This window comes from Streptomyces phaeoluteigriseus, assembly GCF_001896135.2.
GTDB classification, from domain to species: Bacteria; Actinomycetota; Actinomycetes; order Streptomycetales; family Streptomycetaceae; genus Streptomyces; species Streptomyces phaeoluteigriseus.
Genome location: NZ_MPOH02000015.1, coordinates 130,718 through 156,062 on the forward strand (window position 1 = coordinate 130,718; position 25,345 = coordinate 156,062).

Annotated in this window: 15 protein-coding genes and 3 pseudogenes; 12 read left to right on the top strand and 6 right to left on the bottom strand. The window is 74.3% G+C overall.

The window, feature by feature from the left end; all coding sequences use genetic code 11:
• Positions 1-184: 184 nt before the first annotated feature.
• Positions 185-1,066, bottom strand: a complete 882-nt coding sequence (locus BM536_RS18435; protein WP_073494810.1) for an RNA polymerase sigma-70 factor — start codon at positions 1,064-1,066, stop codon at positions 185-187.
• Between the two features lie 165 nt (positions 1,067-1,231).
• Between BM536_RS18435 and BM536_RS18440 the strand changes: the two genes are divergently transcribed.
• Positions 1,232-2,062: an alpha/beta fold hydrolase gene (locus tag BM536_RS18440; protein WP_073494811.1), complete on the top strand. Its 831-nt coding sequence runs from the start codon at positions 1,232-1,234 to the stop codon at positions 2,060-2,062.
• Positions 2,063-2,107: 45 nt separating this feature from the next.
• Here the strand turns inward: BM536_RS18440 and BM536_RS18445 are convergent.
• A pseudogene (locus BM536_RS18445) lies at positions 2,108-3,001 on the bottom strand (DMT family transporter); the annotation flags it as partial.
• Here BM536_RS18445 and pdxR point away from each other — a divergent pair.
• From pdxR to BM536_RS18460, 3 genes and pseudogenes are all read left to right on the top strand, one after another.
• Positions 2,992-4,429, top strand: a pseudogene (gene pdxR / locus BM536_RS18450) (MocR-like pyridoxine biosynthesis transcription factor PdxR). The pseudogenes BM536_RS18445 and pdxR sit on opposite strands and share 10 nt — an antisense overlap.
• A 352-nt stretch (positions 4,430-4,781) precedes the next feature.
• Positions 4,782-6,356 carry an alkaline phosphatase D family protein gene (locus BM536_RS18455; RefSeq protein WP_094103220.1) on the top strand — a complete coding sequence of 525 codons (1,575 nt, stop codon included), beginning with the start codon at positions 4,782-4,784 and terminating at the stop codon, positions 6,354-6,356.
• Positions 6,357-6,594: 238 nt separating this feature from the next.
• Positions 6,595-7,971: a GNAT family N-acetyltransferase gene (locus BM536_RS18460; RefSeq protein ID WP_073494817.1), complete on the top strand. Its 1,377-nt coding sequence runs from the start codon at positions 6,595-6,597 to the stop codon at positions 7,969-7,971.
• A 93-nt stretch (positions 7,972-8,064) separates the two neighbouring features.
• Here BM536_RS18460 and BM536_RS18465 read toward each other — a convergent pair whose 3' ends face one another.
• Positions 8,065-9,252, bottom strand: a complete 1,188-nt coding sequence (locus BM536_RS18465) for a trans-sulfuration enzyme family protein (protein ID WP_094103222.1) — start codon at positions 9,250-9,252, stop codon at positions 8,065-8,067.
• Between the two features lie 174 nt (positions 9,253-9,426).
• Here BM536_RS18465 and BM536_RS18470 point away from each other — a divergent pair, with 174 nt between their 5' ends.
• A complete protein-coding gene (locus tag BM536_RS18470) occupies positions 9,427-9,918 on the top strand; it encodes an Lrp/AsnC family transcriptional regulator (RefSeq protein ID WP_073494813.1) in 492 nt (163 codons plus the stop codon).
• Positions 9,919-9,951: 33 nt separating this feature from the next.
• Positions 9,952-11,643: a DUF885 domain-containing protein gene (locus BM536_RS18475; RefSeq protein WP_073494815.1), complete on the top strand. Its 1,692-nt coding sequence runs from the start codon at positions 9,952-9,954 to the stop codon at positions 11,641-11,643.
• Positions 11,644-12,264: 621 nt separating this feature from the next.
• Here BM536_RS18475 and BM536_RS18480 read toward each other — a convergent pair.
• Positions 12,265-12,771 carry a rhodanese-like domain-containing protein gene (locus tag BM536_RS18480; protein WP_094103223.1) on the bottom strand — a complete coding sequence of 169 codons (507 nt, stop codon included), beginning with the start codon at positions 12,769-12,771 and terminating at the stop codon, positions 12,265-12,267.
• 121 nt (positions 12,772-12,892) lie between these two features.
• Here BM536_RS18480 and BM536_RS18485 point away from each other — a divergent pair, with 121 nt between their 5' ends.
• Positions 12,893-13,339 carry an Lrp/AsnC family transcriptional regulator gene (locus tag BM536_RS18485; protein ID WP_073498881.1) on the top strand — a complete coding sequence of 149 codons (447 nt, stop codon included), beginning with the start codon at positions 12,893-12,895 and terminating at the stop codon, positions 13,337-13,339.
• Here BM536_RS18485 and BM536_RS18490 read toward each other — a convergent pair.
• Both BM536_RS18490 and BM536_RS18495 read right to left on the bottom strand, forming a co-directional pair.
• A pseudogene (locus BM536_RS18490) lies at positions 13,333-16,326 on the bottom strand (AAA family ATPase). The gene BM536_RS18485 and the pseudogene BM536_RS18490 overlap by 7 nt on opposite strands.
• A 382-nt stretch (positions 16,327-16,708) precedes the next feature.
• Positions 16,709-17,872 (bottom strand): exonuclease SbcCD subunit D, encoded by a 1,164-nt coding sequence (locus tag BM536_RS18495; protein ID WP_094103224.1) that lies wholly within the window; start codon positions 17,870-17,872, stop codon positions 16,709-16,711.
• 224 nt (positions 17,873-18,096) lie between these two features.
• Between BM536_RS18495 and BM536_RS18500 the strand changes: the two genes are divergently transcribed.
• The 5 genes from BM536_RS18500 (at position 18,097) to BM536_RS18520 (ending at position 25,309) form a co-directional block, all read left to right on the top strand.
• Positions 18,097-18,495: a hypothetical protein gene (locus tag BM536_RS18500; protein ID WP_073498885.1), complete on the top strand. Its 399-nt coding sequence runs from the start codon at positions 18,097-18,099 to the stop codon at positions 18,493-18,495.
• Between the two features lie 646 nt (positions 18,496-19,141).
• Positions 19,142-21,058 carry a hypothetical protein gene (locus BM536_RS18505; protein ID WP_094103225.1) on the top strand — a complete coding sequence of 639 codons (1,917 nt, stop codon included), beginning with the start codon at positions 19,142-19,144 and terminating at the stop codon, positions 21,056-21,058.
• A 165-nt stretch (positions 21,059-21,223) separates the two neighbouring features.
• Positions 21,224-22,645: a hypothetical protein gene (locus tag BM536_RS18510; protein WP_094103226.1), complete on the top strand. Its 1,422-nt coding sequence runs from the start codon at positions 21,224-21,226 to the stop codon at positions 22,643-22,645.
• Between the two features lie 442 nt (positions 22,646-23,087).
• Entirely contained in the window at positions 23,088-23,930 is an 843-nt protein-coding gene (locus tag BM536_RS18515) for a hypothetical protein (RefSeq protein WP_073499851.1), read from the top strand.
• Complete coding sequence (locus tag BM536_RS18520) at positions 23,927-25,309, top strand: protein kinase domain-containing protein (protein WP_245873639.1); 1,383 nt, start codon at positions 23,927-23,929, stop codon at positions 25,307-25,309. Before BM536_RS18515 ends, BM536_RS18520 begins: the two co-directional genes overlap by 4 nt.
• Positions 25,310-25,345: the final 36 nt, after the last annotated feature.

Genomic DNA, 25,345 nt, shown 5'->3' on the forward strand with positions numbered 1-25,345 from the left:
GTTGTACTTCTCTGCGACCATAGGACGGCCCCCACCCTTGGTCAAGACCAATCCTCGAACCCCGGCGGAGCGGACAGGCGTCCGACAGCGAAGGGTTCACGGGACGTTCGTACTCGCCGCCTCCGGTGGCACCACGGCGAAGCCCCCGTCGCGCCGTCGACGGGGGCTTCGGGGCCGGAGGGACCTACGCGGCCAGCGCGCGCAGCTTGTCGGGGTTGCGGACGACGTAGACGGTCCGGATGTGGCCGTCGGCGACGTCGAGCTGGAGGACGCTGTCCGGTGTGCCCCCGGACAGGAGCAGGAGGGCGGGGCCGCCGTTGAGTTCGAGGACGCGGACGGACAGGTCGGGCACGCTCCTGCGGGTCACGCCGACGAGGAAGCGGCCCACGTGGTCGGCGCTCTCCAGGACCCGCAGCGGCGCCTTCGACCTGCCGCCGCTGTCGCCGACGAGCCGCACGTCGGGCGCGAGCAGGTCCAGCAGCCCTTCGAGGTCGCCCTCCGCCGCGGCGGCGAGGAACCGTTCGGTCAGTTCGCGGCGCTGGACGGGGTCGACGTCGTAGCGGGGCCGGCGTTCGTCGACGTGCCGGCGGGCGCGGCCGGCGAGCTGGCGGACCGCGGACTCGGACCGGTCGAGGACGGCCGCGATGTCGGCGTGCGGGTAGCCGAAGGCCTCCCGCAGCACGAACACCGCGCGTTCCAGTGGGGACAGCGACTCCAGCACGACGAGGACGGCGAGGGAGACGGAGTCGGCGAGGACGGCGCGTTCGGCGGTGTCCTGGACGGTGTCGCCGAAGTCGGTGACGTACGGCTCGGGCAGCCAGGGGCCGACGTAGGCCTCGTTGCGGGCCTTGATGCGGGCCAGCCGGTCCAGGGCGAGGTGGGTGACGACGCGGACCAGGTAGGCGCGGGGTTCGCGGACGTCGCCCCGGTCGGCGGCGGCCCAGCGCAGCCAGGCGTCCTGGACCACGTCCTCCGCGTCGGCGACGCGTCCGAGCATGCGGTAGGCGACGCCCAGCAGCAGCGAGCGGTGCTCCTCGAAGACGTCGGTGATGGTGTCTGCGGTCACCCCGCCATCCCATCCCGGGGCCCGGGGCCGTGTCCAGACGGCGGGCCGACCGGGGGCTACCCGTCGGTAGCAATTGCTGACAAGCTGTCTGCGCGACCGGCCGCCGGCCCGCCCCGCCGCCGTCGGCCCGTACCGCGTCCGCCTGTTCAGACGAGGAGCACTCCGATGTCCGCCACCGTCTCGTTCCCGGTCCCCACCCCCGACGGGCCACGGCCCGTCACCGTCTCCTACGCGCGCGTGGGCCGCGGTGAGCCGCTGCTCCTGCTGCACGGCATCGGGCATCACCGGCAGGCCTGGGACCCCGTGGTGGACATCCTGGCCACCGAGCGCGACGTGATCACGGTGGACCTGCCCGGCTTCGGCGCCTCCCCGTCCCTGCCCGACGGGCTGAACTACGACCTGGCCACGACGACCGCGGTGTTCTCCGCCTTCTGCGAGGCCCTGGAGCTGGACCGCCCCCACGTCGGGGGCAACTCGCTGGGCGGTCTGCTGGCCCTGGAACTGGGCCGGGAAAAGCACGTACGGTCCGTCACCGCCCTGTCCCCGGCCGGTTTCTGGTCGGAGACCGAGCGGCGCTACGCCTTCGGGGTGCTCCTGACGATGCGGCGGCTCTCCCAGCGGATGCCGCCGCCGCTGGTGGAGCGGCTGTCACGGTCGGCGGCCGGCCGGACCGCCCTCACCAGCACCATCTACGCCCGGCCGACGCGCCGTTCACCCGAGGCCGTGGTCGCCGAGACGCTGGCGCTGGCCGGGGCCACCGGGTTCGACCAGACCCTTCGGTCCGGCGGCTCCGTCCGGTTCACCGACGACATCCCGGGCATCCCGGTCACGGTCGCCTGGGGCAGCCGCGACATGATCCTGCTGCGCCGCCAGGGCGTCCGCGCCAAGCAGATCATCCCCCGCGCACGTCTGGTGCGGCTGCCCGGCTGCGGGCACTGCCCGATGAACGACGACCCCGCGCTCGTCGCGCGCGTGCTGCTCGACGGCAGCCGCTGAGACACCCCGGGAGCGGCTCAACACCCCCGCGCCCAGAGCGACTCCGGCACCGACGAGGGCGCTGCCGGCGGCCTGCGCCGGGCCGTAGGAGCCCGTTCCGACGAGCGGGGCGGTGCAGGCGGCGGCGACCGGGATGAGACCGGAGAACAGCGTGGCGCGCTCCGCGCCGATCCGCTGCATGCCCATGTACCAGCACACGAAGCCGATGACGGTGACGACGACCGCCTGCCACAGCAGCGCGGCCGTCTCACCGGCGTCCGGCCGGCGCAGCCACCCGCCGCCGTCCAGGACCAGCCCCACCGCCGTGGACTCGACGGCGGCCAGCCCGCACACGGTGGCCGACAGCAGCCGCGGGCCCAGGGGCCGCAGCACGGGCACGGCCAGTACCGCGAACCCGACCTCGCCGCCCAGCGCGCACACCGAGTAGGCGAGGCCCGCGCCGTCCGTCCGGCCCCAGCCCTGCACGGTGAGCGCGCCGACCGCGACCAGTGACGCGCCGTAGAGGACCGTACGGCGCGGGCGGCGCCCCTCCAGGAGCGGCACGAGGACCGCGACGACAACGGGCGCGCAGCCCACCAGGACGCCCGGGACGGCCGGTTCGGCGGAGCGTTCGGCGGCCAGGACGGCCAGGTTGAAGCCGACCATGCCGACGGCCGCGAGCAGGGCCAGACGGGCCCACTGGCGGGAGGTGAGTGCGCGCAGGCGGGGCAGGGCGCCCGCACCGGCCAGCGGCACGAGCAGCAGGCACGCGAGGCCGTAACGCAGGGCCTGGCCGCCCGCGTACGGGTAGGCGCCCAGGACGCTGTTGGCGGTGAAGGACGCTCCGACGAGGACGCAGGCGAGCGCGGCGAGGAGGGAGCCGCGGGTGGTGGTGACGTTCATGACCGTGACGCTAGGAAGCACGGCGGCCCGGTTTAAGGTCCACTTCCATGACGTCATCGGGGACCAATTCCGGCGCGAACGCCGTATCCGCCGCGTGGGAGGTGCTGTTGCCCGCCGCCTCCGCCGCTCCCCGCGCGCGTGGCCGCACCCTCCAGGCGGCCCTGCGCGAGGCGGTCCGCTCGGGGCGGCTCGGCGCAGGGCACCCGGCTGCCGTCGAGCCGGGACCTCGCGGCCGACCTCGGGGTGTCGCGTGGGCTGGTCACCGAGGCGTACGAGCAGTTGACGGCCGAGGGGTACCTGCGCAGCGGGCGCGGGGCCGGGACCTGGGTGGGCGGGGCCGTGCGCGCCGCGCCGCCCCGCGCGCGTGACCTCGCACCGCGCTCACCCGGCGCGCGCGCCGACTTCGTGGCGGGGACGCCGGATCTGTCGCTGTTCCCGCGGGCCGCCTGGTCCGCGGCGCAGCGCGGGGTGCTGGCCGAGCTGCCCCACCACGAGCTGGGCTATCCCGACCCGCGCGGGCTGCCCCGGCTGCGCACCGCGCTGGCCGCGCTGCTGGCCCGGCGGCGGGGTGTGGTCGCCGACCCGGACCGGCTCGTGGTCGTCTCCGGCGTGGCCCAGGCGACGGCCCTGATCGGTCTGGTGCTCCACGCGCGCGGGATCGACGCCGTCGGCGTGGAGGACCCCGGCAGCCCGCAGCACAGCGCCCTGTACGCGGCGTCGGGCGTCACCGCCGTACCTCTCCCCCTCGACGAGGAGGGGCTCGCCCTCGGACCGCTGGAGGCCTCGGGCGTACGGTCCGTGGTGACGACGCCTGCGCACCAGTTCCCCACGGGCATCGCCTACTCGGCGCGGCGGCGCACCCGGCTGCTCGACTGGGCGCGGTCCGTGGACGGTTTCGTGCTGGAGGACGACTACGACGGCGACTTCCGCTACGACCGTGCTCCCGTGGGCGCGTTGCAGGGCCTGGACCCGGAACGGGTGGCGTACACGGGGTCGGTGAGCAAGTCCCTCGCTCCGGGGCTGCGGCTCGGCTGGCTGCTCGTGCCCGAGGCGCTGGCCGACGAGGTCGTCGAGCGCAAGCGGACCCTGGACCTGGGCCACCCGGCCCTGGACCAGGCACTGTTCGCCCGTTTCGTGGAGCGCGGCGACTACGACCGTCAGCTGCGCCGCTGCCAACGTGCCTACCGCGACCGGCGCGACGCCCTCGTGGCGGCGCTCGGGGAGCACTTCCCCGGCACCCGCGTGACCGGGATCGCCGCCGGACTCCACGTCATCGCGGCGCTCCCGGGCCGCTACGGCCCCGAGGCCGGGTTCGCCGAACGGGCGTCGGCGGCGGGCGTGGCCGTCCGCACCCTGCCGGAGTACAGCCACGCGGACAGCACCGCCGGGCCCGAGGTGCGGCTGGTCCTCGGGTACGCGCACCTGTCCCCGGCACGGCTCCGGGAAGGCGTGCGCCTCCTGGCTGAGGCCGTGCGGGCGGGGTGACGGCGGGGGCCCGCGAGGTGGCGCTCCGGTCGTCGGCTCGTCAGTCCGCGGCGGGGCGGGCTGTACGGGCGAGGCCGCGAGGTGGCACATCCCGTCGATCGACCGCGGGAGGGCGGGGCCGGGCGGGCGGAGGCCGCGAGGTGGCACCTCCGGTTCGTCGACCAGGGCGCGGCCGGAACCACGAGGGCAGCGACCACCACGCCCCACCCCCGGTTGGTCGACCGGACCGGGGCACGGCGGGGCCCTCGTGGTGGCGCGTCCAGTTGTTCATCCGTGGTTTGCGTGTGCGCTGCGGGGTGCCAGTAGTTGTGACGGTGCACACCGGCAGGTTCCCGTTCCAGGAGGCCCACCCATGTCACATCGTCCACTGCCCGGGCGCCGCAGCGTCCTGCGTGGCTCGCTCGCCGCGTCCGCCGCTCTGACCCTGCCCGTCGGACTCGGCGCGGCGCCCGCCCTCGCCCTGTCGGGGCGGCCCGGCGCGGGGTGGGGCGTACAGACCGGGGACGTGACCGCGGACTCCGGGCTGCTGTGGGTCCGCTCCGACCGGCCGGCACGGATGATCGTCGAGACGTCGGCGACGGAGTCGTTCCGCAATCCGCGCCGCTGGCGCGGTCCGCTGCTCGGTGCCGGTACGGACTTCACCGGCACCACCCGGCTGCACGGGCTGCCGTCCGGCCAGGAGATCCACTACCGCGTGCTGCTGGCCGACCCTGAGGACCCGCGCCGTACCGGCGAGCCGGTGACCGGCTCCTTCCGTACCGTGTCCTCACGGCGGCGCGACGGCGTCCGATTCGTCTGGTCGGGCGACCTGGCCGGACAGGGCTGGGGCATCAACCCGGAGCTGGGCGGTTACCGGATCTACGACGCGATGGCCGCGCTCGACCCGGACTTCTTCCTGTGCAGCGGGGACAACATCTACGCGGACGGCCCGATCAGTGAGACCGTCGCGCTGCCCGGCGGGCGGACCTGGCGGAACGTCACCACCGAGGAGAAGGCGAAGGTGGCCGAGACGCTGGCGGAGTTCCGCGGCAACTTCCGCTACAACCTGCTGGACGAGAACCTGCGGGCCTTCAACGCGCGCGTGCCCTCCATCATCCAGTGGGACGACCACGAGGTCACCAACAACTGGTACCCGGGCGAGATCCTCACCGACGCGCGGTACACCGAGAAGAGCGTCGACGTGCTGGCCGCCCGCGCCCGGCAGGCGTTCTCGGAGTACTTCCCGATCTCGACGCTGCGCCGCCCGCACGGCCGGGTCCACCGGGTGCAGCACCACGGCCCGCTGCTGGACGTGTTCGTCCTGGACATGCGCACCTACCGGAACGCCAACTCCCCCGACGACCAGAGCACCGACGCCCAGGGAATCCTCGGCGAGGAGCAGTTGGCGTGGCTCAAGCGGGAGCTGTCCCGCTCCCGGGCGGTGTGGAAGGTGATCGCCTCCGACATGCCGCTCGGTCTCGTCGTCCCGGACACCGGCGACGGCAAGCCGAACATCGAGGCGGTCGCCCAGGGCGACCCGGGCGCGCCACTCGGCCGTGAACTCCAGATCGCCGAACTGCTGCGGTTCGTCAAGCACCGCCGGATCACCGGCACGGTGTGGCTGACGGCCGACGTGCACTACACCTCGGCCCAGCACTACGACCCGTCGCGGGCCGCGTTCAAGGACTTCGCCCCGTTCTGGGAGTTCGTCTCCGGGCCGCTCAACGCGGGCGCCTTCCCGGCGAACACGCTGGACGGCACCTTCGGCCCGGACCGGGTCTTCGTCAAGGCCCCCACCACCGCCAACGTCTCCCCGGCCGACGGTTACCAGTTCTTCGGCGAGGTCGACATCGACGGCGACAGCGGGGAGCTGACCGTGCGGCTGCGCGAGCAGGACGGCACCGTGCTGTTCACCAAGGCGCTCCAGCCCGGCCGGGTCGGTCAGTGATCTCCCGGGCCTGAACTCCCTTATTCTGTAAGGGCTCCGCGCACCGGCGTCATCCCCCGGTGCGCGGCGCTCCCGGCCGTGCCGAGGCCCGAGGAACGTAGAAGAATCAATAAAAAGGACATATGCATCCTTTACCCATCAGTCACAAGCCGTTCGTGATCACGCAACACCGTTCCTTCACAGTGGCGGCATGACTCGAGACATGTCTGATGTGACGCGGGCGAAGCACGGCCGCCCGGTGCACCACTGGCGGCGGGACGTCGTGGAGCTCGCCGCCCTGTTCACAGCGGTGGCGGTGGCCGACATGGTCGCCAACCTCGTCGGGCACGGCCCGGACGGCCCACGACTGCTGGCCATCTCCGCGGCGGCCCTGGTCGCCACGGCCGGATTCCACGTCTGGTGGTCACGACGCCACGGCCACGCACCACCCACCGGTGATACCGATGCCCGGCCGCCCTCCACCGAGGCGCAGGCCGGGCCGTCCGGACTCCCCGACGGCGTCGCGCAGGGAAGCACCCTGTGGCGGATGCGGACGACGGTGAAGGACGCGCCGGGATCGCTGGCCGCGCTGTGCACGGCGCTGGCGGAGCACCGCGTCGACATCCTGAGCCTCCAGACGCACCCGCTGGGCGAGGACACCGTGGACGAGTTCCTGCTGCGGGCGCCCGGTTCGCTCGTGGCGGCCGGGATCAGCCGGGCCGTGGCGCTGGCGGGCGGCTCCCGCACCTGGATCGAGCGGGCCGACGCCCACGACCTGGTCGACGCCCCGACCCGGATCCTGGGGCTGGCCACCCGGACCGCGCTGGACGCCGCCGAACTGCCCCTGGCCCTGCGCCAGTTGCTCGGCCGCTGCACGATCCGCTCACTGCCCGCCGCGGTGCGCGGCGGAGGACGCGGACCGGACGGCGTGCCGGTGGAAGGGGTCCTGGAGGACACCGTGATGCGCCTGCGGGCGCCGGAAGGCGGAGTGATCACCGTGGAGCGGCCGTACCTGCCGTTCACCCCCACCGAGTTCGCGCGGGCGCGGGCCCTGGTGGAGCTGGACGCCCGGCTGGGCCCCCGCGTACCGCCGGGTCAGGACGTGCTGACGCTGCCGGAGGGCAACGCCATCACCGTGCGCCGGGCCGACCCCGCCGACCTGGAGGCGGCGAAGGCGATGCACGAGCGCTGCTCGTCGCGCACCCTGGGCATGCGCTACCACGGGCCGGTCGGTGACGCCGACCGCTATCTCAACCACCTGCTCAGCCCGCGCTTCGGCCGCACGCTCGCCGTGCAGACGCCCTCGGGACGCATCGTCGGCCTCGGCCACCTGCTGTGGGACGGCGACGAGACGGAGGTCGCGCTGCTCGTCGAGGACCAGTGGCAGCGGCGTGGCATCGGCGCCGAACTGCTCGGCCGGCTGGTCGCGATGGCCGTCGAGGCGGACTGCGCGAGCGTGTACGCGGTGACGCAGGCCTCCAACACCGGCATGGTCGCCGCCATGCGCGGCCTGGGTCTCCCCCTCGACTACCAGATCGAGGAGGGCACGCTCGTCATCACGGCCCGGCTGGACACGGCCGCGGCCGGCACGGCTCCGGCGTACGGGCGGCACGGGGAGCGGACCGTCCGCGACTGAGCCGTACGCCCGCCTCGTGGAGGCCACCGACCCCGAAGGGCCCGGCGACGCGCATGTCGCCGGGCCCTTCGGGCCGTCACGGGCAGCCGCACGTCACCTCACGGCGAGCGAGGCCCCGTTCAGCGCGCCGTCCAGATCCGCCCACAGGTCGTCGACGTCCTCGAGGCCCACCGACATCCGCAGCAGCCGGTCGCTCACCCCCGCGCCCCTGCGCTCCTCCGCGTCCACGATGCGGTGGCTGATGGACGCCGGGTGCTGGATGAGCGTGTCGACGCTGCCGAGGCTCACGGCCGGAGTGATCAGGCGTACGCCGGCGATCACCTCGTGCGGGTCGCCGTGCACCTCGAAGGCCACCATCGCGCCGCCGATCCGCGGATAGTGCACGCGAGCGACGCGCGGGTCGGCGGTCAGGCGGCGGACCAGTTCGGCGGCGGTCGCGGAGGCCGCGCGCACCCGGACCGGAAGCGTCGCGAGGCCCCTCAGCAGCAGGTAGCCGGCCAGCGGGTGCAGCACCCCGCCGGTGGCGAAACGTATCTGCCGCAGCCGTCCGGCCAACTCCTCGTCGCAGGCCACCACGCCCCCCAGGACGTCACCGTGGCCGCCGAGGTACTTCGTGGCACTGTGCAGCACCAGCCGCGCGCCCTGCTCGGCGGGGCGTTGCAGCACCGGCGTGGCGAAGGTGTTGTCGGCGAGCAGCGGCACCGAGCCGCAGGAGTGCGCGACCGCCCGCAGATCCACCTCGGCGAGGGTCGGGTTGGCGGGCGACTCGACCATGACGAGGCCCGTGTCCGGGCGCAGCGCGTCCGCGATGCCTGCCGGGTCGGTCCAGGTGACCTCGGAACCGAGCAGCCCGGCGGTCAGCAGGTGGTCGCTGCACCCGTACAGCGGACGGACCGCGACCACGTGCCGCAGGCCCAGTGAGGCGCGGGCCAGCAGCACCGCGCTCAGCGCGGCCATGCCACTGGCGAACGCGACCGCGCTCCCGGTGCCCTCCAGCCGGGCCACCGCGGTCTCGAAGCGGGCGACGGTCGGGTTGCCGAGCCGGCCGTAGACCGGCGGGCCCTCCGGTTCGGCGCCGGTCGCCGCGAACGCGTCGATGCGGGCGGCCTCCGCCCGACTGTCGTAGGAGGGATAGGTGGTGGACAGGTCGATCGGCGGGGCGTGCAGGCCCTGCCGGGCCAGGTCGTCCCGACCGGCGTGCACGGCCTCGGTGGCCAGTGCGCGGGGCGCTCCGGACATGCGTACGCCGTCGTACGCGTGCGTGCCCGCGGAATCGGACATGGGTACCCCGTCGTACGCGTGCGTGCCCGCAGAATCGGACATGCGTACGCCGTCGTACGCGTGCGTGCCCGCGGAATCCGGGTGCGCCTGTGTGCTCGCTGAGGTTGAGTCCATGGACGGCAGGGTGAACAACGGGCGGGTCCAGCGGGAGGAAGGCCGTGCTACGTTCGGCCGATGGCCGAATCCGTCGTACTCGACCCGGTGGACCTCCAACTGCTGCGGCTGCTCCAGAACGACGCCCGGACGACCTACCGCGATCTCGCCGCGCAGGTCGGGCTGGCGCCGTCGACCTGCCTGGACCGGGTGACGCGGCTGCGCCGCTCCGGCGTGATCCTCGGCAACCGGCTGCGGCTCGATCCGGCCAAGCTGGGGCGCGGACTCCAGGCGCTGCTGTCCGTGCAGGTGAGACCGCACCGGCGGGAGCTGGTCGGCCCCTTCGTGGAGCGCATCCGGGGACTGCCGGAGGCACTGACGGTCTTCCACCTGACCGGGCCCGACGACTACCTCGTCCACGTCGCCGTCGCCGACATGACCGACCTCCAGCGGCTGGTCCTGGACGAGTTCACGGCACACCGGGAGGTGGCCCGGGTGGAGACGCGGCTCATCTTCCAGCAGTGGGACTGCGGTCCGCTGCTGCCGCCGACCGCTTCGGGACAAACGCCGTGACGGGCGGCACCGCCCCGTACGAGGATGGTGCCCATGTCACAGACCAACAGCCCGCTGCCCCGTGAGGTCGCCGACGCCTACGTCGACGACCTCATCGCCCTCGACCCGGTGACCGGCACCTTCCTCGGTGTGCGCGAGAGTTCCAGCCGTCTGCCCGACTTCTCGCCGGCGGGCCAGGAAGCGCGCGCGCAGCTCGCGCGCGACACCCTCGCCAAGCTCGACGAGGCGGAACACGCGCCCGGCGCGGACAGTGACATCGAGCGCCGGTGCGCACGCCTGCTGCGCGAGCGCCTCACCGCCCAGCTCGCCGTCCACGACGCCGACGAGGGCCTGCGCGAGGTCAGCAACCTGACCTCGCCGGCCCATCACGTGCGCGAGGTGTTCACCGTGACGCCCACGGAGACCGACGCGGACTGGGCGGCGATCGCCGAGCGGCTGCGCGCGGTGCCGGCGGCGCTGGCGGGTTACCGGGAGTCCCTGGCACTCGGTCTGGAACGCGAGCTGTACGGACCTCCCCGCCCGGCCGCCACCTTCGTCGGACAGCTCACCGAATGGACGGACACCGACGGCTCGGGCCGCGGCTGGTTCGAGGACTTCGTCTCGGCCGGCCCCGAGGCGCTGCGCGCCGAACTGGACGCGGCGGCCCGGACCGCGAACGCCGCCCTCGCCGAGCTGCGGGACTGGATGCGGGACGTGTACGTGCCGGCCGTGGACGGCGCCCCGGACACCGTCGGACGGGAGCGCTACGCCCGCTGGTCGCGCTACTACAACGGCACCGACCTGGACCTCGACGAGGCGTACGCCTACGGCTGGGCCGAGTACCACCGGATCCTCGCCGAGATGCGGCAGGAGGCGGAGAAGATCCTGCCGGGCGCCGCGACACCGTGGGTGGCGCTCGCCCACCTCGACGAGCACGGCAAGCACATCGAGGGCGTCGACGCGGTCCGTGACTGGCTCCAGGGCCTCATGGACCAGGCGATCGACGCGCTGGACGGCACCCACTTCGAACTCGCCGAGCCGGTACGCGAGGTCGAGTCGCGCGTCGCGCCGCCCGGCGGCGCAGCGGCCCCCTACTACACGCCTCCGTCCGAGGACTTCTCCCGCCCCGGCCGCACCTGGCTGCCGACGATGGGCCTGACCCGCTTCCCGGTCTACGACCTCGTCTCCACCTGGTACCACGAGGGCGTCCCCGGACATCACCTCCAGCTCGCCCAGTGGACCTACGTGGCCAAGGACCTCTCCCGCTACCAGGCCACCCTGGGAGGGGTCAGCGCCAACGTGGAGGGCTGGGCGCTGTACGCGGAACGCCTGATGGACGAACTGGGCTTCCTCACGGACGCCGAGCAGCGGCTCGGCTACCTGGACGCTCAGATGCTGCGTGCCGTGCGCGTCATCATCGACATCGGCATGCACGCGGAGCTGGAGATCCCGGCCGACTCCCCGTACCGTCCGGGCGAGCGCTGGACGCCGGAGCTGGCCGAGGAGTTCTTCAACGCGCACAGCAGCCGCCCCGGGGACTACGTGGCGAGCGAGCTGACCCGCTATCTGAGCATCCCCGGCCAGGCGATCGGCTACAAGCTCGGCGAACGCGCCTGGCTGCTCGGCCGCGAGCGGGCCCGTGAGCGCCACGGCGACGCCTTCGACCTCAAGGCGTGGCACATGGCGGCCCTTTCGCAGGGATCGCTGGGACTGGACGACCTGGTGGACGAGCTGGCGCAGCTCTGACGAGCGGGCGGCGGGACGCGTCGTCGGTTTTCGGCGGTGTGCTGGTGGCTCGGGGGCGGTGTACCGGTGGCTCGGGGACGGGGAAGGGCGTGCCGGCCCGGTAAGGGGCGTGCCGGCTTCGGGGGCGTCCGGGGAGGGCTGAGCCGGCGGGCAGCTACCCCGGGGGACCCGGGGTGGCCTGGGGAGGCTGGCTCGGCTGGGGGTTACCCCGGGCAACCGGAGGGGAGCTGGCCCGGAGAAGGCTGACCCGACTGAGGGCTACCCCGGGAGGGTTAAGTCGGGGAGGACCAACCCGCGGGACCCGGAGGGGAGCTGGCCCGGGGAGGGCTGACCCGGGGACCCGGAGGGGAGCTAACCCGGGGAGGACTAACCCGTGGACCCGGAGGGCTGACCCGGGGACCCGCGGAGGTCTGCCCCAGGAACCCGGGAAGGGCTGGCCCAGGGAACCGGGAAGGGCTGACCCGGGGGACCCGGAAGGAAGCTGACCCGGGGCGCGGGCGGGCCGGGGCGGCGGCTCCGCTGGGATCGGCGTGGTCCTCGCTCGGCCCCGCCGCCCCTTCCCGTCCCTCACCCGGGGGCGCCGCCGCGCCCCCGGTGGGGCCGAAACAGCGCGCTCGCTGGTCAGCAACCGCATTCCGCCGTTTCCGCCGGCGAGGTGAGCGGGTCGGCGTCGCGCCGCTCGGAGCCCTGCCAGGTCTCGAACGCGAAGCCCTCGCGCGCCCAGTACTCGAAGCCGCCGAGCATCTCCTTGACCTGGTAGCCGAGTTCGGCGAGCGCGAGGGCGGCGCGGGTGGCGCCGTTGCAGCCGGGTCCCCAGCAGTACGTCACCACCGGCACGTCCTTGTCGAGGAGTTGGCCGGCCTGCTCGGCGATGAGCGCGGTCGGCAGGTGGACGGCGCCGGGGATGTGGCCCTGGTCCCAGGACTCGGTGGAGCGGGAGTCCAGGACGGCGAAGCCGGGGTCGCCGCCGGCCTCCAGCGCGGCGGCCACGTCGGAGACGTCGGCGTGGAAGACGAGCGAGGCCCGGAAGAAGGCGGCGGCGTCGGACGGGGCGGCGGGGGCGAACCGCAGGACGCGGTCGGCGGCGGGCGTGGTGACGTTCGGGGCGGCGGAGCTGGTGGCGGTCATCCGAGGGCCTCTCTGCGTGGTGGCGATGACCAGAAATCTACGGCCGCGGACGGCCCGACTGAAGGTGCGTTCCCCGGCATGGATCTTGCCGGGCCGGGGATTCCCCTGGTATTCCTCGGGGATGACCGTGTTTTCCCCGGACGCCACCGACTGGCGCATCCTCGAGGTTCTCCAGCGTGAGGGCCGGGCCAGTTTCGCCGATCTGGCGCGGGCCGTGTCGATGTCCGCCAGCGCGGTCACCGAGCGGGTGCGGCGGCTGGAGGAGGCGGGCGTCATCCAGGGGTACGCGGCGGTCGTGGCCCCGGAGCGGCTGGGCCTGTCGATCCTGGCGTTCGTGCGGCTGCGCTACCCCAACGGCAACTACAAGCCCTTCCACGACCTGGTGGCGGTGACGCCCGAGATCCTGGAGGCGCACCACGTCACGGGCGACGACTGCTTCGTCATCAAGGTCGCCGCCCGCTCCATGCGGCACCTGGAGGAGCTGACGGGCAAGATCGGCGCCCTGGGGTCGGTGACGACCAGCGTCGTCTACTCCTCGCCCCTGCCCCGGCGCCCGCTCGGTCACTGACCGCGCTGCCGCACCACCGAGCCGGACCGTCCCTTCACGATCTCCAACTGGGCGTGGATGCGCCGCCGCAGATCTGCGACATGGCTGACGATGCCCACGCTGCGGTCGCGTTCGCGCAGGGAGTCGAGGACGTCGAGGACCTCGTCGAGCGTCTGGTCGTCGAGGCTGCCGAACCCCTCGTCGATGAAGAGGGTGTCCAGCCGGACCCCGCCCGCCTCGTCGGTGACGACGTCCGCGAGACCGAGCGCGAGGGCGAGGGAGGCGAAGAAGGTCTCGCCGCCGGACAGCGTGGCCGTGTCCCGCTCGCGTCCGGTCCAGGCGTCGACCACGTGCAGCCCGAGCCCGCTGCGGCCGCGCCCGGCCCGGTCGTCGGAGTGCACGAGGGTGTAGCGCCCGGACGACATGCGCTGGAGGCGGACGGTCGCGGCGGCGGCCACCTGTTCCAGGCGAGCGGCCAGCACGTACGCCTCCAGGCGCATCTTGCGCTCGTTGTCCGCCGAGGTGCCCGCCGTGAGGCCGGCCATGCGGGCCACCCGGTCGTACTCCTCACGCAGCGGCGCGAGCCGCCGTACGGCGTCGGCCGCGCGCGCGGAGAGGCGGTCGAGTTCGGCGCAGCGGCGGGCGGCCTCGTCCTGGACGGAGGCGGCCCGGCGCAGCCGTTCGGCGGCCCGGCCGGCCTCCTGTTCGGCCGCGGCGAGGTCGACGGCGGGCCGCTGGGCGGCGGCCATGGTATCGGGCTCGGCGAGGACGGCCCGCACGGCGGCCTCCTCGGACTGCCAGGCGTCCAGGCGGTGTTGCAGTTCTCGGTGGGCCGCCTCGTCGAGGAGGGCGTCGGCGGCGGCCTGCGGGGTGTCGAAGCCGGCCCGGAAGGCGGCTCGTCGAGGCGTCCGTCGGCGGCCTTGAGGCGGCCGGCGCTCTCCTCGGCGGCGCGGGCGGCCTCCGCCGCGTCGGTGAGCCGGGCGGCCTGCCGCTCCAACTGCTCGGCGCGCGCGGACACGCTCCGGGCGCTGCCCCGCGCCTCGGCCAACTCCTCCTCCAGTGCGGCGCGTTCGCGCTCCAGCCGCTCACGGTGGCCCACCCGGGAGGCGGCCCTGACGGCGGCCTCCCGCTGGGCGGCGGTGCGGCGCTCGTGCTCCTGTTCGGCGCGCCGCAACTCCTCGCGCGCGGGGTGCAGCGCGGAGGCCTCCCGGCGGGCCAGGCCGTACGCGCTCTCCACCTCCTCCGCCTCGGCGGCGAGTCGGTCGGTGGGTGCGTCACCGGCCTCGGCACGGGCGGCGGCGAGGTTCTCCCGGACGCGTCCGAGGTCGCGCTCGGCTTCCTCGCGGTCCTGCTCCGCGCGCTGGTAGGCGGCGAGGGCCCGCTCCTCCGCCTCGCGGTCGACGTGTCCGGCGACCTTGCGGGCCGGGGCGGGGTGGTCGGTGCCGCCACAGACGGCACAGGGTTCGCCGTCGCGCAGGGTGGCGGCCAGCTCGGCGGCGATGCCGTTGAGCCGCTGCTCCTTGAGGTCGAGCCAGTGGTCGCGGGCCGCCAGCGCCCGCTCACCGGCGGCGAGGGCCTGCCGCTGGGCGTCGTCGCTGTCGCGGTCGAGCTGGTCGCGCAGCCGGGCCGCGGTCAGGCGACGCCGGGCGGGTTCGCGTTGCCCGGCGAGCTGTTCGGCGCGGGTCGCGGCCTCCTGCGCGGACTCGACCCGCTCCTGGAGCGCGGCACGGGCCGTCTCCCAGTCCGCGAGCCAGCCCTCTGTCTCCGCCAGTACATCCTCGTCGGCGCGTTCCTGCCGGTCCAGGTCGGTGCGCTCGGCGAGCAGTCCGGCCAGCCGTCGCTCACCGCGGCGGGCCGACTCCAGCCCGCCCAGCTCCTCCGCGGCCCGTCGGGCGGCGGTGGCCAGCCCGGCCGCGCCGGCGTCGGCGTACTCCTCCGGCAGCAGCCCGGCGGCGCGCGTGCCTCGGCGGCGGCGTCCTGCGGTGCTCCGCGTCGGCGGCCTCCCGCAGTTCCAGGGCCGGCGCCACCGCCTCCGCCTTGCGCGCCCGCTCCATCCTCGCCTGCGTCTCCCGGTGCGCCCCGGCCCGCTCCTCCAGCAGCCGGGCCCGCTCCCGCGCCTCGGCGAACCGCCGCTGCAACCGGCCGAGTTCGCGTACGTCGGCCAGCGCGCGCTCGGCGGCGGCCTGGGCGGACTCGGCGGCCAGGCGGCCGCACTCGGCGATCGTGAGCTGCTCACGGGCGGTGCCGCGGGCCACGGCGGCGGCGGTCAGCACGGCCTCGGCCAGGCCCGGTTCGCCCGGCGCCAGCTCGGGCAGCTCCATGGCGTCGCCGGCGGCCTGCTGCATGCGGTGCGCGTCGGCCAGGAGGGCCGTGTCGCCCTCGCGCACGCGTGCCTCGGCCGAACGCCGGCGCTCGGCGAGCCGCTTCTCGACCTCGGCGAAGCGCTGGGTGTCGAAGAGGCGGCCGAGCAGTCGGCCGCGCGCCTCGGCGTCGGCGCGCAGGAACCGCGCGAAGTCGCCCTGGGGCAGCAGCACGACCTGGCAGAACTGCTCGCGGCTCATGCCGAGCAGCTGGGTGATCTCCTCGCCGATCTCCTGGTGAGAGCGGCTGAGGTCCTTCCAGACCCCCGCGACGGCGTCGTACTCGCGCAGCCAGCTCTGGGCCTTGTCGACGGTGGTGCCGGGACGGCCGCGCTTCTTGGGGCGCTCCCAAGGCGGCTGCCGGGTGACCTCCAACCGCCTTTCCGCGACGGTGAGTTCGAGAGTGACCTCGGTACGGACGCCGGGAGCTGCGTGGTCGCTGCGCAGGGTCAGCCCCTGCGCGCTCTGCCGGGCGCCCGGGACGGAGCCGTAGAGCGCGTAGCACACGGCGTCCAGGACGGAGGTCTTGCCCGCGCCCGTGGGCCCGTGCAGCAGAAAGAGCCCGGCGGCGGACAGCTCGTCGAAGTCGACGCTCTGGCTACCGCCGAAGGGCCCGAAGGCGGTGAGATCGAGCCGGTGCAGCCTCATCGAGCGTCCCCCCGGTGGTCGTCGGTCAGAGGTCCCGGAACCGGGAGCGGATCGTGGGCAGACGCCCCTGGGACACGGAGCGGATTACGGTCGGCCGCCACCGAGACGCGGAGCGGATTGTGGTCGGACGCCACCGAGACGCAAAGCGGATTGTGGTCGGACGCCACCGAGACGGGATGAGGAACGTGGTCGGACACCACCGCGGCCCGGAACCCGTCGTCAGCACACGCCCCCAAGACGGAGAGCGCAACGTGACCTGACGCCTCCCCGGCCCGGAACCCGTTGTCAGCAGACACCCCCGCAACCAGGAGTGCGCCGGGGCCGCGCGAACCCGCGGCCGGGCAGCCCGGTCCCGGCGCCACCCCGACGGCCTTCCCCCGCCTCACCGCGGCACCTCCCGCACCGTGCCGTCCGCGCGCACCGCGTCGAAGGCGTCCCGCAGCACGTCCTGTTCGCGCGTGTCGGGGCCCGCACCGCGCACGTGTGCCACGAAGTCCTCGGCGATCTCCTGGTCGGTGCGGCCCGCGAGGCGCCGGGCGTAGGACACGTCCGGGTCGGCCGGGGTGCGCTCGGGGTCGAAGACGAGGCTGAGGGTGTGCGGGAAGCGTTCGGTGAGGCGGGCCATCGGGTCGGCCGGGCGCACGGCGTCGGTGAGGGTCGCCTCCACCCACGCCCCCTCGTACCGGTCGAGCCCCGGCTCGGCGAGCAGGTCCTCCAGTGTGCCGCGCAGCCGGGCCAGCTCGCGGGGGACGGGGCAGTCGATCCGCTCGGCGGCGACCCTTCCGTCGGCGTCGAGGTCGACGAGCCACATGGTCTTGCGGTGGTCGGCCTCCGAGAAGGAGTACGGCAGCGGCGAGCCGGAGTAGCGCACGCGCTCGGTGAGGGTCTGGCAGCCGTGCAAATGCCCGAGCGCCACGTAGTCGACGCCGTCGAAGACACCGGCGGGCACCGAGGCGACCCCGCCGACGGTGATGTCCCGCTCGCTCTCGCTGGGCCGGCCGCCGGTGACGAAGGCATGCGCGAGGACGACCGAGCGGGTCCCCCGCGGGCGCTCCGCCAGGTCGGCGCGCACCCGGTCCATGGCGGCGGCTAGCACGGCCTCGTGCCCGGCCTTCTCCACCCCGAACTCGTCCTTCACCAGGGCGGGTTCGAGATAGGGCAACCCGTAGAAGGCGACGTCGCCGAAGCCGTCCCGCAGGATCACCGGGGTGCCGGCCGCGGCCGGGTCGGTCCGCAGATGGACGCCCGCGCGGCCGATCAGTGCGGCACCCACGCCGAGCCGCCGCGCGGAGTCGTGGTTCCCGGAGATCATCACCGTGGGCACGCCCAGATCGGCGAGGCGGTGCAGGGCGTCGTCGAACAGCTCGACGGCGGCGAGCGGCGGCACCGCCCGGTCGTACACGTCCCCCGACACGACCACGGCGTCGACCTCGCGCTCGCGCACGGCGGCGACGAGGTGGCCGATGAATCCGGCCTGGGCACCGAGCATGTTCACGCGGTGAAACGCCCGGCCGAGATGCCAGTCGGAAGTGTGCAGGAGCCTCATGATCCCCGAGCGTAACGGGAGGGTCCGACAGCACGTGCGGTTACTCCCGTAAGTCCGGTTCCAGCCACCCTTTTTGTCTGATAAGTTGCTCTTTGTTTCATCATTCCAGGCCAGTAGGGCGGTCGGTTCGGCGACTTTCGGTCAATGTGAGAGGAAGCACTCCGTACTGCTCGCCCGCCCCCTAAATTTGCTCACCTGTTTTGGTGGGGACACGGGGGAACGGCATGGATCCGGTGACAGCCGTCGCGGCGGCAGGAGTGGCGCTCGTGGTGAAGGGCGCGCTCGAGACGGCAGGACAGGAGGCCGGCCGGTCCGGCTGGAACGGCGGGGCGCGTCTCGTGGAGCGGATCCGCGCGCGCTTCCGGGGCAACCCCGAGGCGGAGGACGCCCTGGACCGGGTGACCACCGCCCCCGACGACGAGAGCGCCCAGCAGGACCTGGAGCGGCAGCTCGCCGCCCAGATGCTCCTCGACGCGGGCTTCGAGACGGAGATCCGGCGCATGGTCGACGAGGCCGTCGCGGCACAGGGCCGGTCCGGCGCGCAGATCAGCGCCGCGCTCATCAAGAACGCCCAGGTGTTCAACGGCAAGGTCGAGGTCCAGGGGAACTGGACGACGTCGTAGGGCCCCACCCGCCGGAGGCGCGACAGGCGCGCGTCGCGCGGGCCGCGATCGTGACCCGCTGGTGCGGGCGGGAGCCGTACGGGGAGCCCGCGCGGCCGGACCGTGTTCGGCCGGCACCGCGCGCGTGGACGAGCGGCGCGCGGTTCCGCCCCGCAGTTACGAGGACCTGAGAGCAGATCATGAGTGAGGACATCTCCACCGAGGGCCCCCGCGCCGGGGGCCGGCCCGGGGAGCGCTCCGGCGGACCGCCGCGGGAGGCGGTGGGACCCGAGCGGGACTCCGCCAAGGACGCCAAGAAGGCCAAGGACGGCTCGCCGCCGCCCGGCACGAGGGACACGCCGGACGAGGACAGGGACGGCGGGGCGGCCGTCGACGAGCCGCGCACCCCCGTCGACGAACGGGACGGCCCGGTCAGCGAGCAGGACGCCCTGCGCTCCCTCGTCGGGGGCGGCGGTCACGAGGACCCCGAGCGGAAGGAAGCGCTGCGGGCGGGGGCGATCGCCGACGAGATCGCCCGCCGGCTCAACGCCGACGCCTCCGGCACCCGGATCGGCACGCTGGCCCTGTTCAACGAGACGGTCAGCTTCGGCGGCGGCTTCCACGCGGGCGGCGCGCGCGCCCCGAACCGGGGCCGGGCGGAGCGTCCGTGGTCGCCCTCGACCCGACCGAACTCGCCGCCCACACCGAGCTGTTCGTGCAGCCCGACGGGTACGAGGAGGCCGTGGACGCCCTGCGCGAGCGACGGCTGCTGGTCCTCACCGGCCCGCCCGGCAGCGGACGCGAGGCCGCCGCCGTGAACCTGCTCGGGGAGGCACTGGCGATCGACGGGAGCGGTGCCGGAGGCTGCCACCGGCTGCTGATGCCGTCGGCGGTGCTGGAGCCCGGCTGGGCGCCGCCGGTGAAGCACTCCGGCTATCTCGCTGTGCTCGACGACGGCCCGGCCGCGGTGGAGGGGTTCACCTCCGCGTTCGGCGGCGGAGGTGCCCGGAGCGTCGCCCAGTGGACCGCCGTCGTCGCCGCCCTGCGCGACTCCGACAGCCTGCTGGTGCTGACCGGCGGACACGACCTGGAGGTGCTCGCCGCCGGGCCGGGCGGCGAGCACCTCGCCCGCCATCCGCTCACGCCCGTCGATCCGGTGGCCGTCGTGGAGCGGCGCGTCCTCGGCCACGGCGGCAGCCCGGACGCCCACGCCGACCTGCACGCGCTGCTGGAACGTACCGGCGCCGCCCTCGCCCTGCGCGAGCAGCCCGCGGTCCGCAACGCCGCCCGCCTCGCCTCCGTCATCAGCGCGGACGGCGACATGGTGGCCGAGGTGGCCCGGCTGCGTGATCCCAGCGAGCAGGTGCGTGCCTGGTTCAACCGCTTCCGCGAACCCGAGGCGGTGGCGTTCGCACTCGCCGCGGCCGTCCTGGAGGACAGCGGTTACCTCACGGTCGCGGACGCCGCCGTGAAACTGCGCGCCGCACTCGCGCAGCCCGAACTCGCCCCGCCGGACCTCCGGTTCGGTGACCGGCTCGGTCACGAGCAGCAGTGGATCGAGCTGTACCTGCCCCCCGGCGCGGGCCTCGCCGCCGGTCCGCCCCGGGTGCGCTTCCGCGGCGGGTTGCTGGCCCAGACCATCCTCGGCTACGCGTGGAACGCGCTCGACGGACGCCGCGAGGCCGTACTGGACTGGCTGCGCCGCCTGTTGAGCCACCCCGACCTGGAGGTGCGCGCCCGCGCCGCGGTCGCCGCGGGTGTGCTGGCCCTCGCCGACCCCCAGTACGCCGTCCACCGCTTCCTGACCGGCTGGGCGGGCAGCACCTCCTGGCCCCTGCGGCAGGCCGCCGCCACCGCGCTGGGCGTCGCGGGCAGCCGCCCGGAGACGGCCGACGCCGTGTGGAGCCTGCTGCACCACTGGGCGCGGGGCGGATCCTCCGCCCAGCAGCGGCGGCTCGCGGGCACCGCGGCCAACACCGTGGGCGGACTGCTCGGCCGGACCGCGCCCGAGCGGGCCGTGGCCGTGCTGCACGACGCGCTGGACCGCGGCGACGACTGGGGCACCCTGCCCGCGGTCGCCTGGGGCGGCGTCCACCTCGTCGAGCAGGGACAGACGGCGCCCCTGCTCGACGCCTACCTGGCATGGTCCGAGCCGCAGGACCTGTCCCCGCTGGTCGTCAAGACGCTGTCCGCCTTCGTGTTCGCGGTGTCGCGCCCCTACGAACCGCCGGTCACCGGCCCCACGTCGCCCCCGTCGGGCGGCGTGCGCGTCCCGGCCGTACCCGTCCTGCTGAGCGAACTGCCGCGGCACCACGAACGGCTCGCGGAGCTGTGGGCCCGGGCCCTCGCGCGCCGGCCCGTGCAGGACACCGCCCTCGAAGCCCTCCACGAGTGGATCGACACGTATGCCGACCGCTGCCCCGGCGCGCTCGACGCCATCGCCCAGCTTCTGGCCTCCGTCGCCCGCCGGCCCGGGCGTCACCGCGAGCGGCTGGAGTGGTGGCTCGACAAGTGGGCGCGCGACCGCGACCACCCCTCGAAGAACGCCGCCCGCCTGCGGCGCGCCCTCGACCACGGCCGGTGACCGCCAGGCCCCGGGGCGACCCGCCGACGGCGTCCACGACCGGCACGACGAACACCACGGCCGAACACCACGGCCGAACACCACGGCCGAACGGCACCGCCGGAAAGCGACAGAGAAACGAAGAAGTACAGAGAAGCAGAGCGAAGAGAAGAGAAAGGGGGCGACATGGAGGAACAGACCTACGATCCGGTTCTCGGCAGTGAGGACCTGCCCAAGTGGCGTCTGACGAACCCGCTGCGGCCACCGGCGCCCGGCCGGGCCCTGGTCCTCGTCCGGGACAGCGGACCCTCGCTGACGATCCGCAACGGCGAGGAGATCCCGTCGTCCCGCTTCGGGACGTACCGCAGCGTCTTCACGGTCGACATGACCGAGCACCGCCTGATCCTCGACATCCCCCTGCTCAGCCGCGATCCCACGTTCTCCTTCCGCAGCCGGGTCGACCTGGTGTGCAAGGTCGCCGACCCCGCCGAGGTGGTCGGCCGCGGCATCCGCGACATGAGCGGCGCGCTGTACGGCCATCTGCGCAGGACACTGCGTTCGGTCGCCCGCGACTACGACATCGCCGAGTTCCACGAGGCCGAGCGGGCGCTCAACACGGCGCTGGCCGGGTTCGGCGGGGACGACGCCATCCGGCTGCGCAACGTACAGATAGAACTGCTCGTCGACGAGGACGAGATCGTCGCGAGCGGACGCGAGTTCCGCGACGTCGTACGGGAGACCCGGCTGGACGGCATGCGGCGCCGGCGCCACCTGGACATGATCCGGGAGGAGGGCGTCGACGGCCTGATCGCCGACATCATGGAGAAGGAGGGCCCGCGCGCCGCCCTCGCCTGGATCGAGAAGGGCGAGGCGGAGAAGCGGGAGGTCCGGCGCGAGGTCATGCGCATGGTCCTGGAGCGGGGCGACGCCGACCGGGAGCCCTTCGAGCAGGCGGAGCTGGAACGCGCCGTGCTGGAGGAGGTACTGCGCGACGGCGACGGGCTGTTCGAGACCGCCACCCGGCGTGGCCGGCTCCGCGGCAGCCTGGCCCGAGCCCTGGAGCCCGGCACCGCCGAGGACGACGAACGCGCGCCGCTCACGGGCGAGGTGGTGAAGGAGGGGCGGTACGACGACACCCGGCGGCCGCCCGAGCCGGCGCCCCGAGAGGATCGGCCGGCCAGGCCCCGGCCCCGGATCACCGGCGGCGCCCCGGCCCGGCCCCGGTTCGGCGGGCCGCCGACGACGAACCACTGCCGGACACCGGAGTCTCCGGCGGCACGGGTGCCGCCGGCGGCACCGGGGATCGCCACGACGACCGGTGGCGCACCGGCGACGGTGGGGCGGGCGCCCGTCCCGGGGACCGGCCCGGCACGCCGCACCTCTGCGGCCCGCTACCCCGACGACGGGCCGTCCACGGGCGGTCCGGCGCCGGACGAGCGGCGGCGCACCGGCGACGACGCCGCTGACAGGGGCCGTACCCCGGAAGGTGGCCGGTCCTCCGAGGGCGGCCGGGGCGAGGACGCCGGGCCCCGGGTCAGCCGGGTCCGCGGGACGGCCAAGCGGCCCCGCGGGGGCGGCAGCGGCACGCACGACGGGGAGCGACGATGACCGACCATGACCGCGCGGCACGGTACCCGGCCCCGGCCGGACCGCCTCTCGGCCCGCCCGGCTACCCGGCGCGCCCGGCCGGTGGCCCACCGCCGTCCCCCTGGCCGCCGGCATCGACACCGCAGGCTCCGGCTCCGCCGCCGTCCGGCCCGGTCGCCGCGGACGGATCGCGCGCACGGACCCCGGGGGATCCCCGTGAGGCCGCGCAGCGCTCCGTGCCGCAGCGGATCTGGTGCGAGGACCGGGAAGGGCTTCAGGCGCTCTCGGTGTGGACCGAGCAGGTGCCGGGCCGCGGAGAGGACGCCGAACCCTTCGTCGCACACCACCTGACCGGCACCCGGGGACTGCTCGCGGTCTTCGACGGTTCCGGCGCGCCGGTGCCGCACCCGTCTGGCAGGCGCCCGACGGGACCCAGCGCACCAGCGCCTGGGTCGGCGCCCGGGTGGCCCGGCTGGCCACCGACTGCTGGTTCCGCGACGTGGCGACCCGTGACGCGGAGGTCACGCCGGAAACCCTGCGCGAGTACCTGGAGTACTTCCTGGCGGCGGCACCGCAGCGCCGCAGCAAGATCGGCGGGACCATGCGCCGCCAACTGCCCACCACCCTGGCCGCCGTGCACTACACCGTGCCTGCGTCGGGGGACGAACAGCGGCTGGAGCTGCACTCGTTGTGGGCCGGTGACTCCCGTGCGTACGTCCTGCGCCCCGACACCGGGCTGCACGTGCTGACCCGCGACCACACCAGGGAGAGCGACGCCCTCGAACTCCTGCGCTCCGACCCGCCGATGACCAACCTGGTCTGTGCCGACCGGGAGTTCGTGATCGACAGCCACCGGCTGGAGTACCCACTGCCCTGCGTCGTACTGGCCGCCTCCGACGGGTTCTTCGGCTATGTGCACACGCCGGCCGACTTCGAGTGGGTGCTGCTGCGCACCCTGCTCGAGGCGGGCTCCGTCGACGAGTGGGCCGACCGGATCCGCCGCGAGGTCGTGGGGTACACGGCGGACGACGCGTCCCTGGCCCTCGTCGCCTTCGGCTACCGCGACTTCGCGAGCCTGCGCACCCGGTTCGCCGACCGGCTCACGTACCTGCACGACCGCTACGTACGCACCCGGCCCCACGGGCTGGACCGGTTCTCCCCCGCACCCGAGGCGGGCACGGCCTCCGCGGCGCCGGACGGCGCGGGCCTCCCGGCCCGCGTCCGCGAGTGGCAGGACACCACCTGGCACGCCTACCGCGCCGGATACGAGACCCACCTGCCCCCCGCACCCGAGGAGCGCGCATGAAGAAGGGCGATGTCATCGGGGGCTACCGCATCACCAGCGAGCCCACGAACGCCAACGGCGGCAAATGCGTCTGGGCGTTCGCCGAGAAGGACGGCGGCCAGTACTTCGTCAAACGGTTCCTGGAGCCCAAGCGGCCCCGCGACGACGACACGAGGGACACTCCGAGTCTGCGCATCCGCCGCCAGCTCGCCCGTGAGTTCGAGGAGCGGCACCGGACGATCATGAAGCGGCTGCGCCCGGACGCGCGCGGCGGCGGCAACCTCGTGCTCGCCACCGACTTCTTCCACGAGGGCAGCACGTACTACAAGGTCACCGAGCGGATCGACACGTCCAGCCTGGAGAAGCCCCAGAGTCTCGAGCCCCGGCAGAAGATGGTGCTGCTCAAGACGCTCGGGATGAGCCTGAAGCAGCTCCACGACATCGGCATCGTGCACGGCGACCTCAAACCCCTGAACGTACTGGTTCAGAAGCGGGACGGCGCCGCCTTCCACACCGCGAAACTGATCGACTTCGACGATTCCTACGTCGCCGGGGACCCGCCGGGACCGGAGGAGATAGCCGGCGACTCGCTGTACGGGGCTCCCGAGTGGCGCCGTTACATGCGGGACGACGGATCCGTCGGCGGGGAGCAACTGACCTGCGCGGTGGACGTGTTCGCGCTGGGCCTGATGACCCACCTGTACCTGACGGGCGAACTCCCGCACCACGACAAGCGGTACGGCTCTCCGGCCGACGCGGTCGACGCGGGCGAGCAGCTCGAGCTGGACATCCGGCTCTCGGACACGATGCTCGGACTGGTCCGCTCGATGACCGGGCGGGCTCCGGCGGGCCGGCCGCGCATGGCGACGTTCCTCAAGACGCTGTCCGACCCGAGCGTGTGTGCCCTGCAGCACCGGCGCCCGGGCAGCACCCGGCCCTCGACGGCCACCCGGCCGAAGTCCGGCGGCGCGGCGGGCGGCCGGACGCCGTCCCCGCACACCACCAAATCCTCTGGTGCCACCACGTCCTCCGACACCACGACGTCGTCCGGTACCACGCCCTCCGGCACCAAGGCGTCGTCCGGCACCACGTCCTCCGGCGCGACGGCGTCTTCGGGCACCGGGCCGCGGACCAGCCGGATCAAGTCCACGATGAGGTCGGCGGGACGTCCGGGCGGGAGCGGTGGAGCACCCCGTGTCCCCAGGCCCGCGACGGAACCCGGTCGGCCGCCCGCGGCCACGGACGACAGACCCGCCACGCCGCCGACCGCGCCGGACTCCCCGCCGCCCGCCCGCCCCGCGAGTCCGCCGCCGTCGGGCGATGTCCCCGCGCCACGCGCCTCCCGCGTCCGGATCAACCTCGGCGACCGCAGGCGCGACCGCGACCGCGGCTCTTCGTGACCTCGTCCCCCACCCGCCCGCACCACCCAGGAGACT

Excerpts from the sequence above, each read along its gene's own strand:
- BM536_RS18455 (WP_094103220.1), top strand. The coding sequence starts at position 4,782 with ATGTCACATCGTCCACTGCCCGGGCGCCGCAGCGTCCTGCGTGGCTCG.
- BM536_RS18475 (WP_073494815.1), top strand. The coding sequence starts at position 9,952 with ATGTCACAGACCAACAGCCCGCTGCCCCGTGAGGTCGCCGACGCCTAC.
- BM536_RS18485 (WP_073498881.1), top strand. The coding sequence starts at position 12,893 with ATGACCGTGTTTTCCCCGGACGCCACCGACTGGCGCATCCTCGAGGTT.
- BM536_RS18495 (WP_094103224.1), bottom strand. The coding sequence starts at position 17,872 with ATGAGGCTCCTGCACACTTCCGACTGGCATCTCGGCCGGGCGTTTCAC.
- BM536_RS18520 (WP_245873639.1), top strand. The coding sequence starts at position 23,927 with ATGAAGAAGGGCGATGTCATCGGGGGCTACCGCATCACCAGCGAGCCC.
- BM536_RS18465 (WP_094103222.1), bottom strand. The coding sequence starts at position 9,252 with ATGTCCGATTCCGCGGGCACGCACGCGTACGACGGCGTACGCATGTCC.
- BM536_RS18470 (WP_073494813.1), top strand. The coding sequence starts at position 9,427 with ATGGCCGAATCCGTCGTACTCGACCCGGTGGACCTCCAACTGCTGCGG.
- BM536_RS18510 (WP_094103226.1), top strand. The coding sequence starts at position 21,224 with ATGGAGGAACAGACCTACGATCCGGTTCTCGGCAGTGAGGACCTGCCC.
- BM536_RS18440 (WP_073494811.1), top strand. The coding sequence starts at position 1,232 with ATGTCCGCCACCGTCTCGTTCCCGGTCCCCACCCCCGACGGGCCACGG.
- BM536_RS18500 (WP_073498885.1), top strand. The coding sequence starts at position 18,097 with ATGGATCCGGTGACAGCCGTCGCGGCGGCAGGAGTGGCGCTCGTGGTG.
- BM536_RS18480 (WP_094103223.1), bottom strand. The coding sequence starts at position 12,771 with ATGACCGCCACCAGCTCCGCCGCCCCGAACGTCACCACGCCCGCCGCC.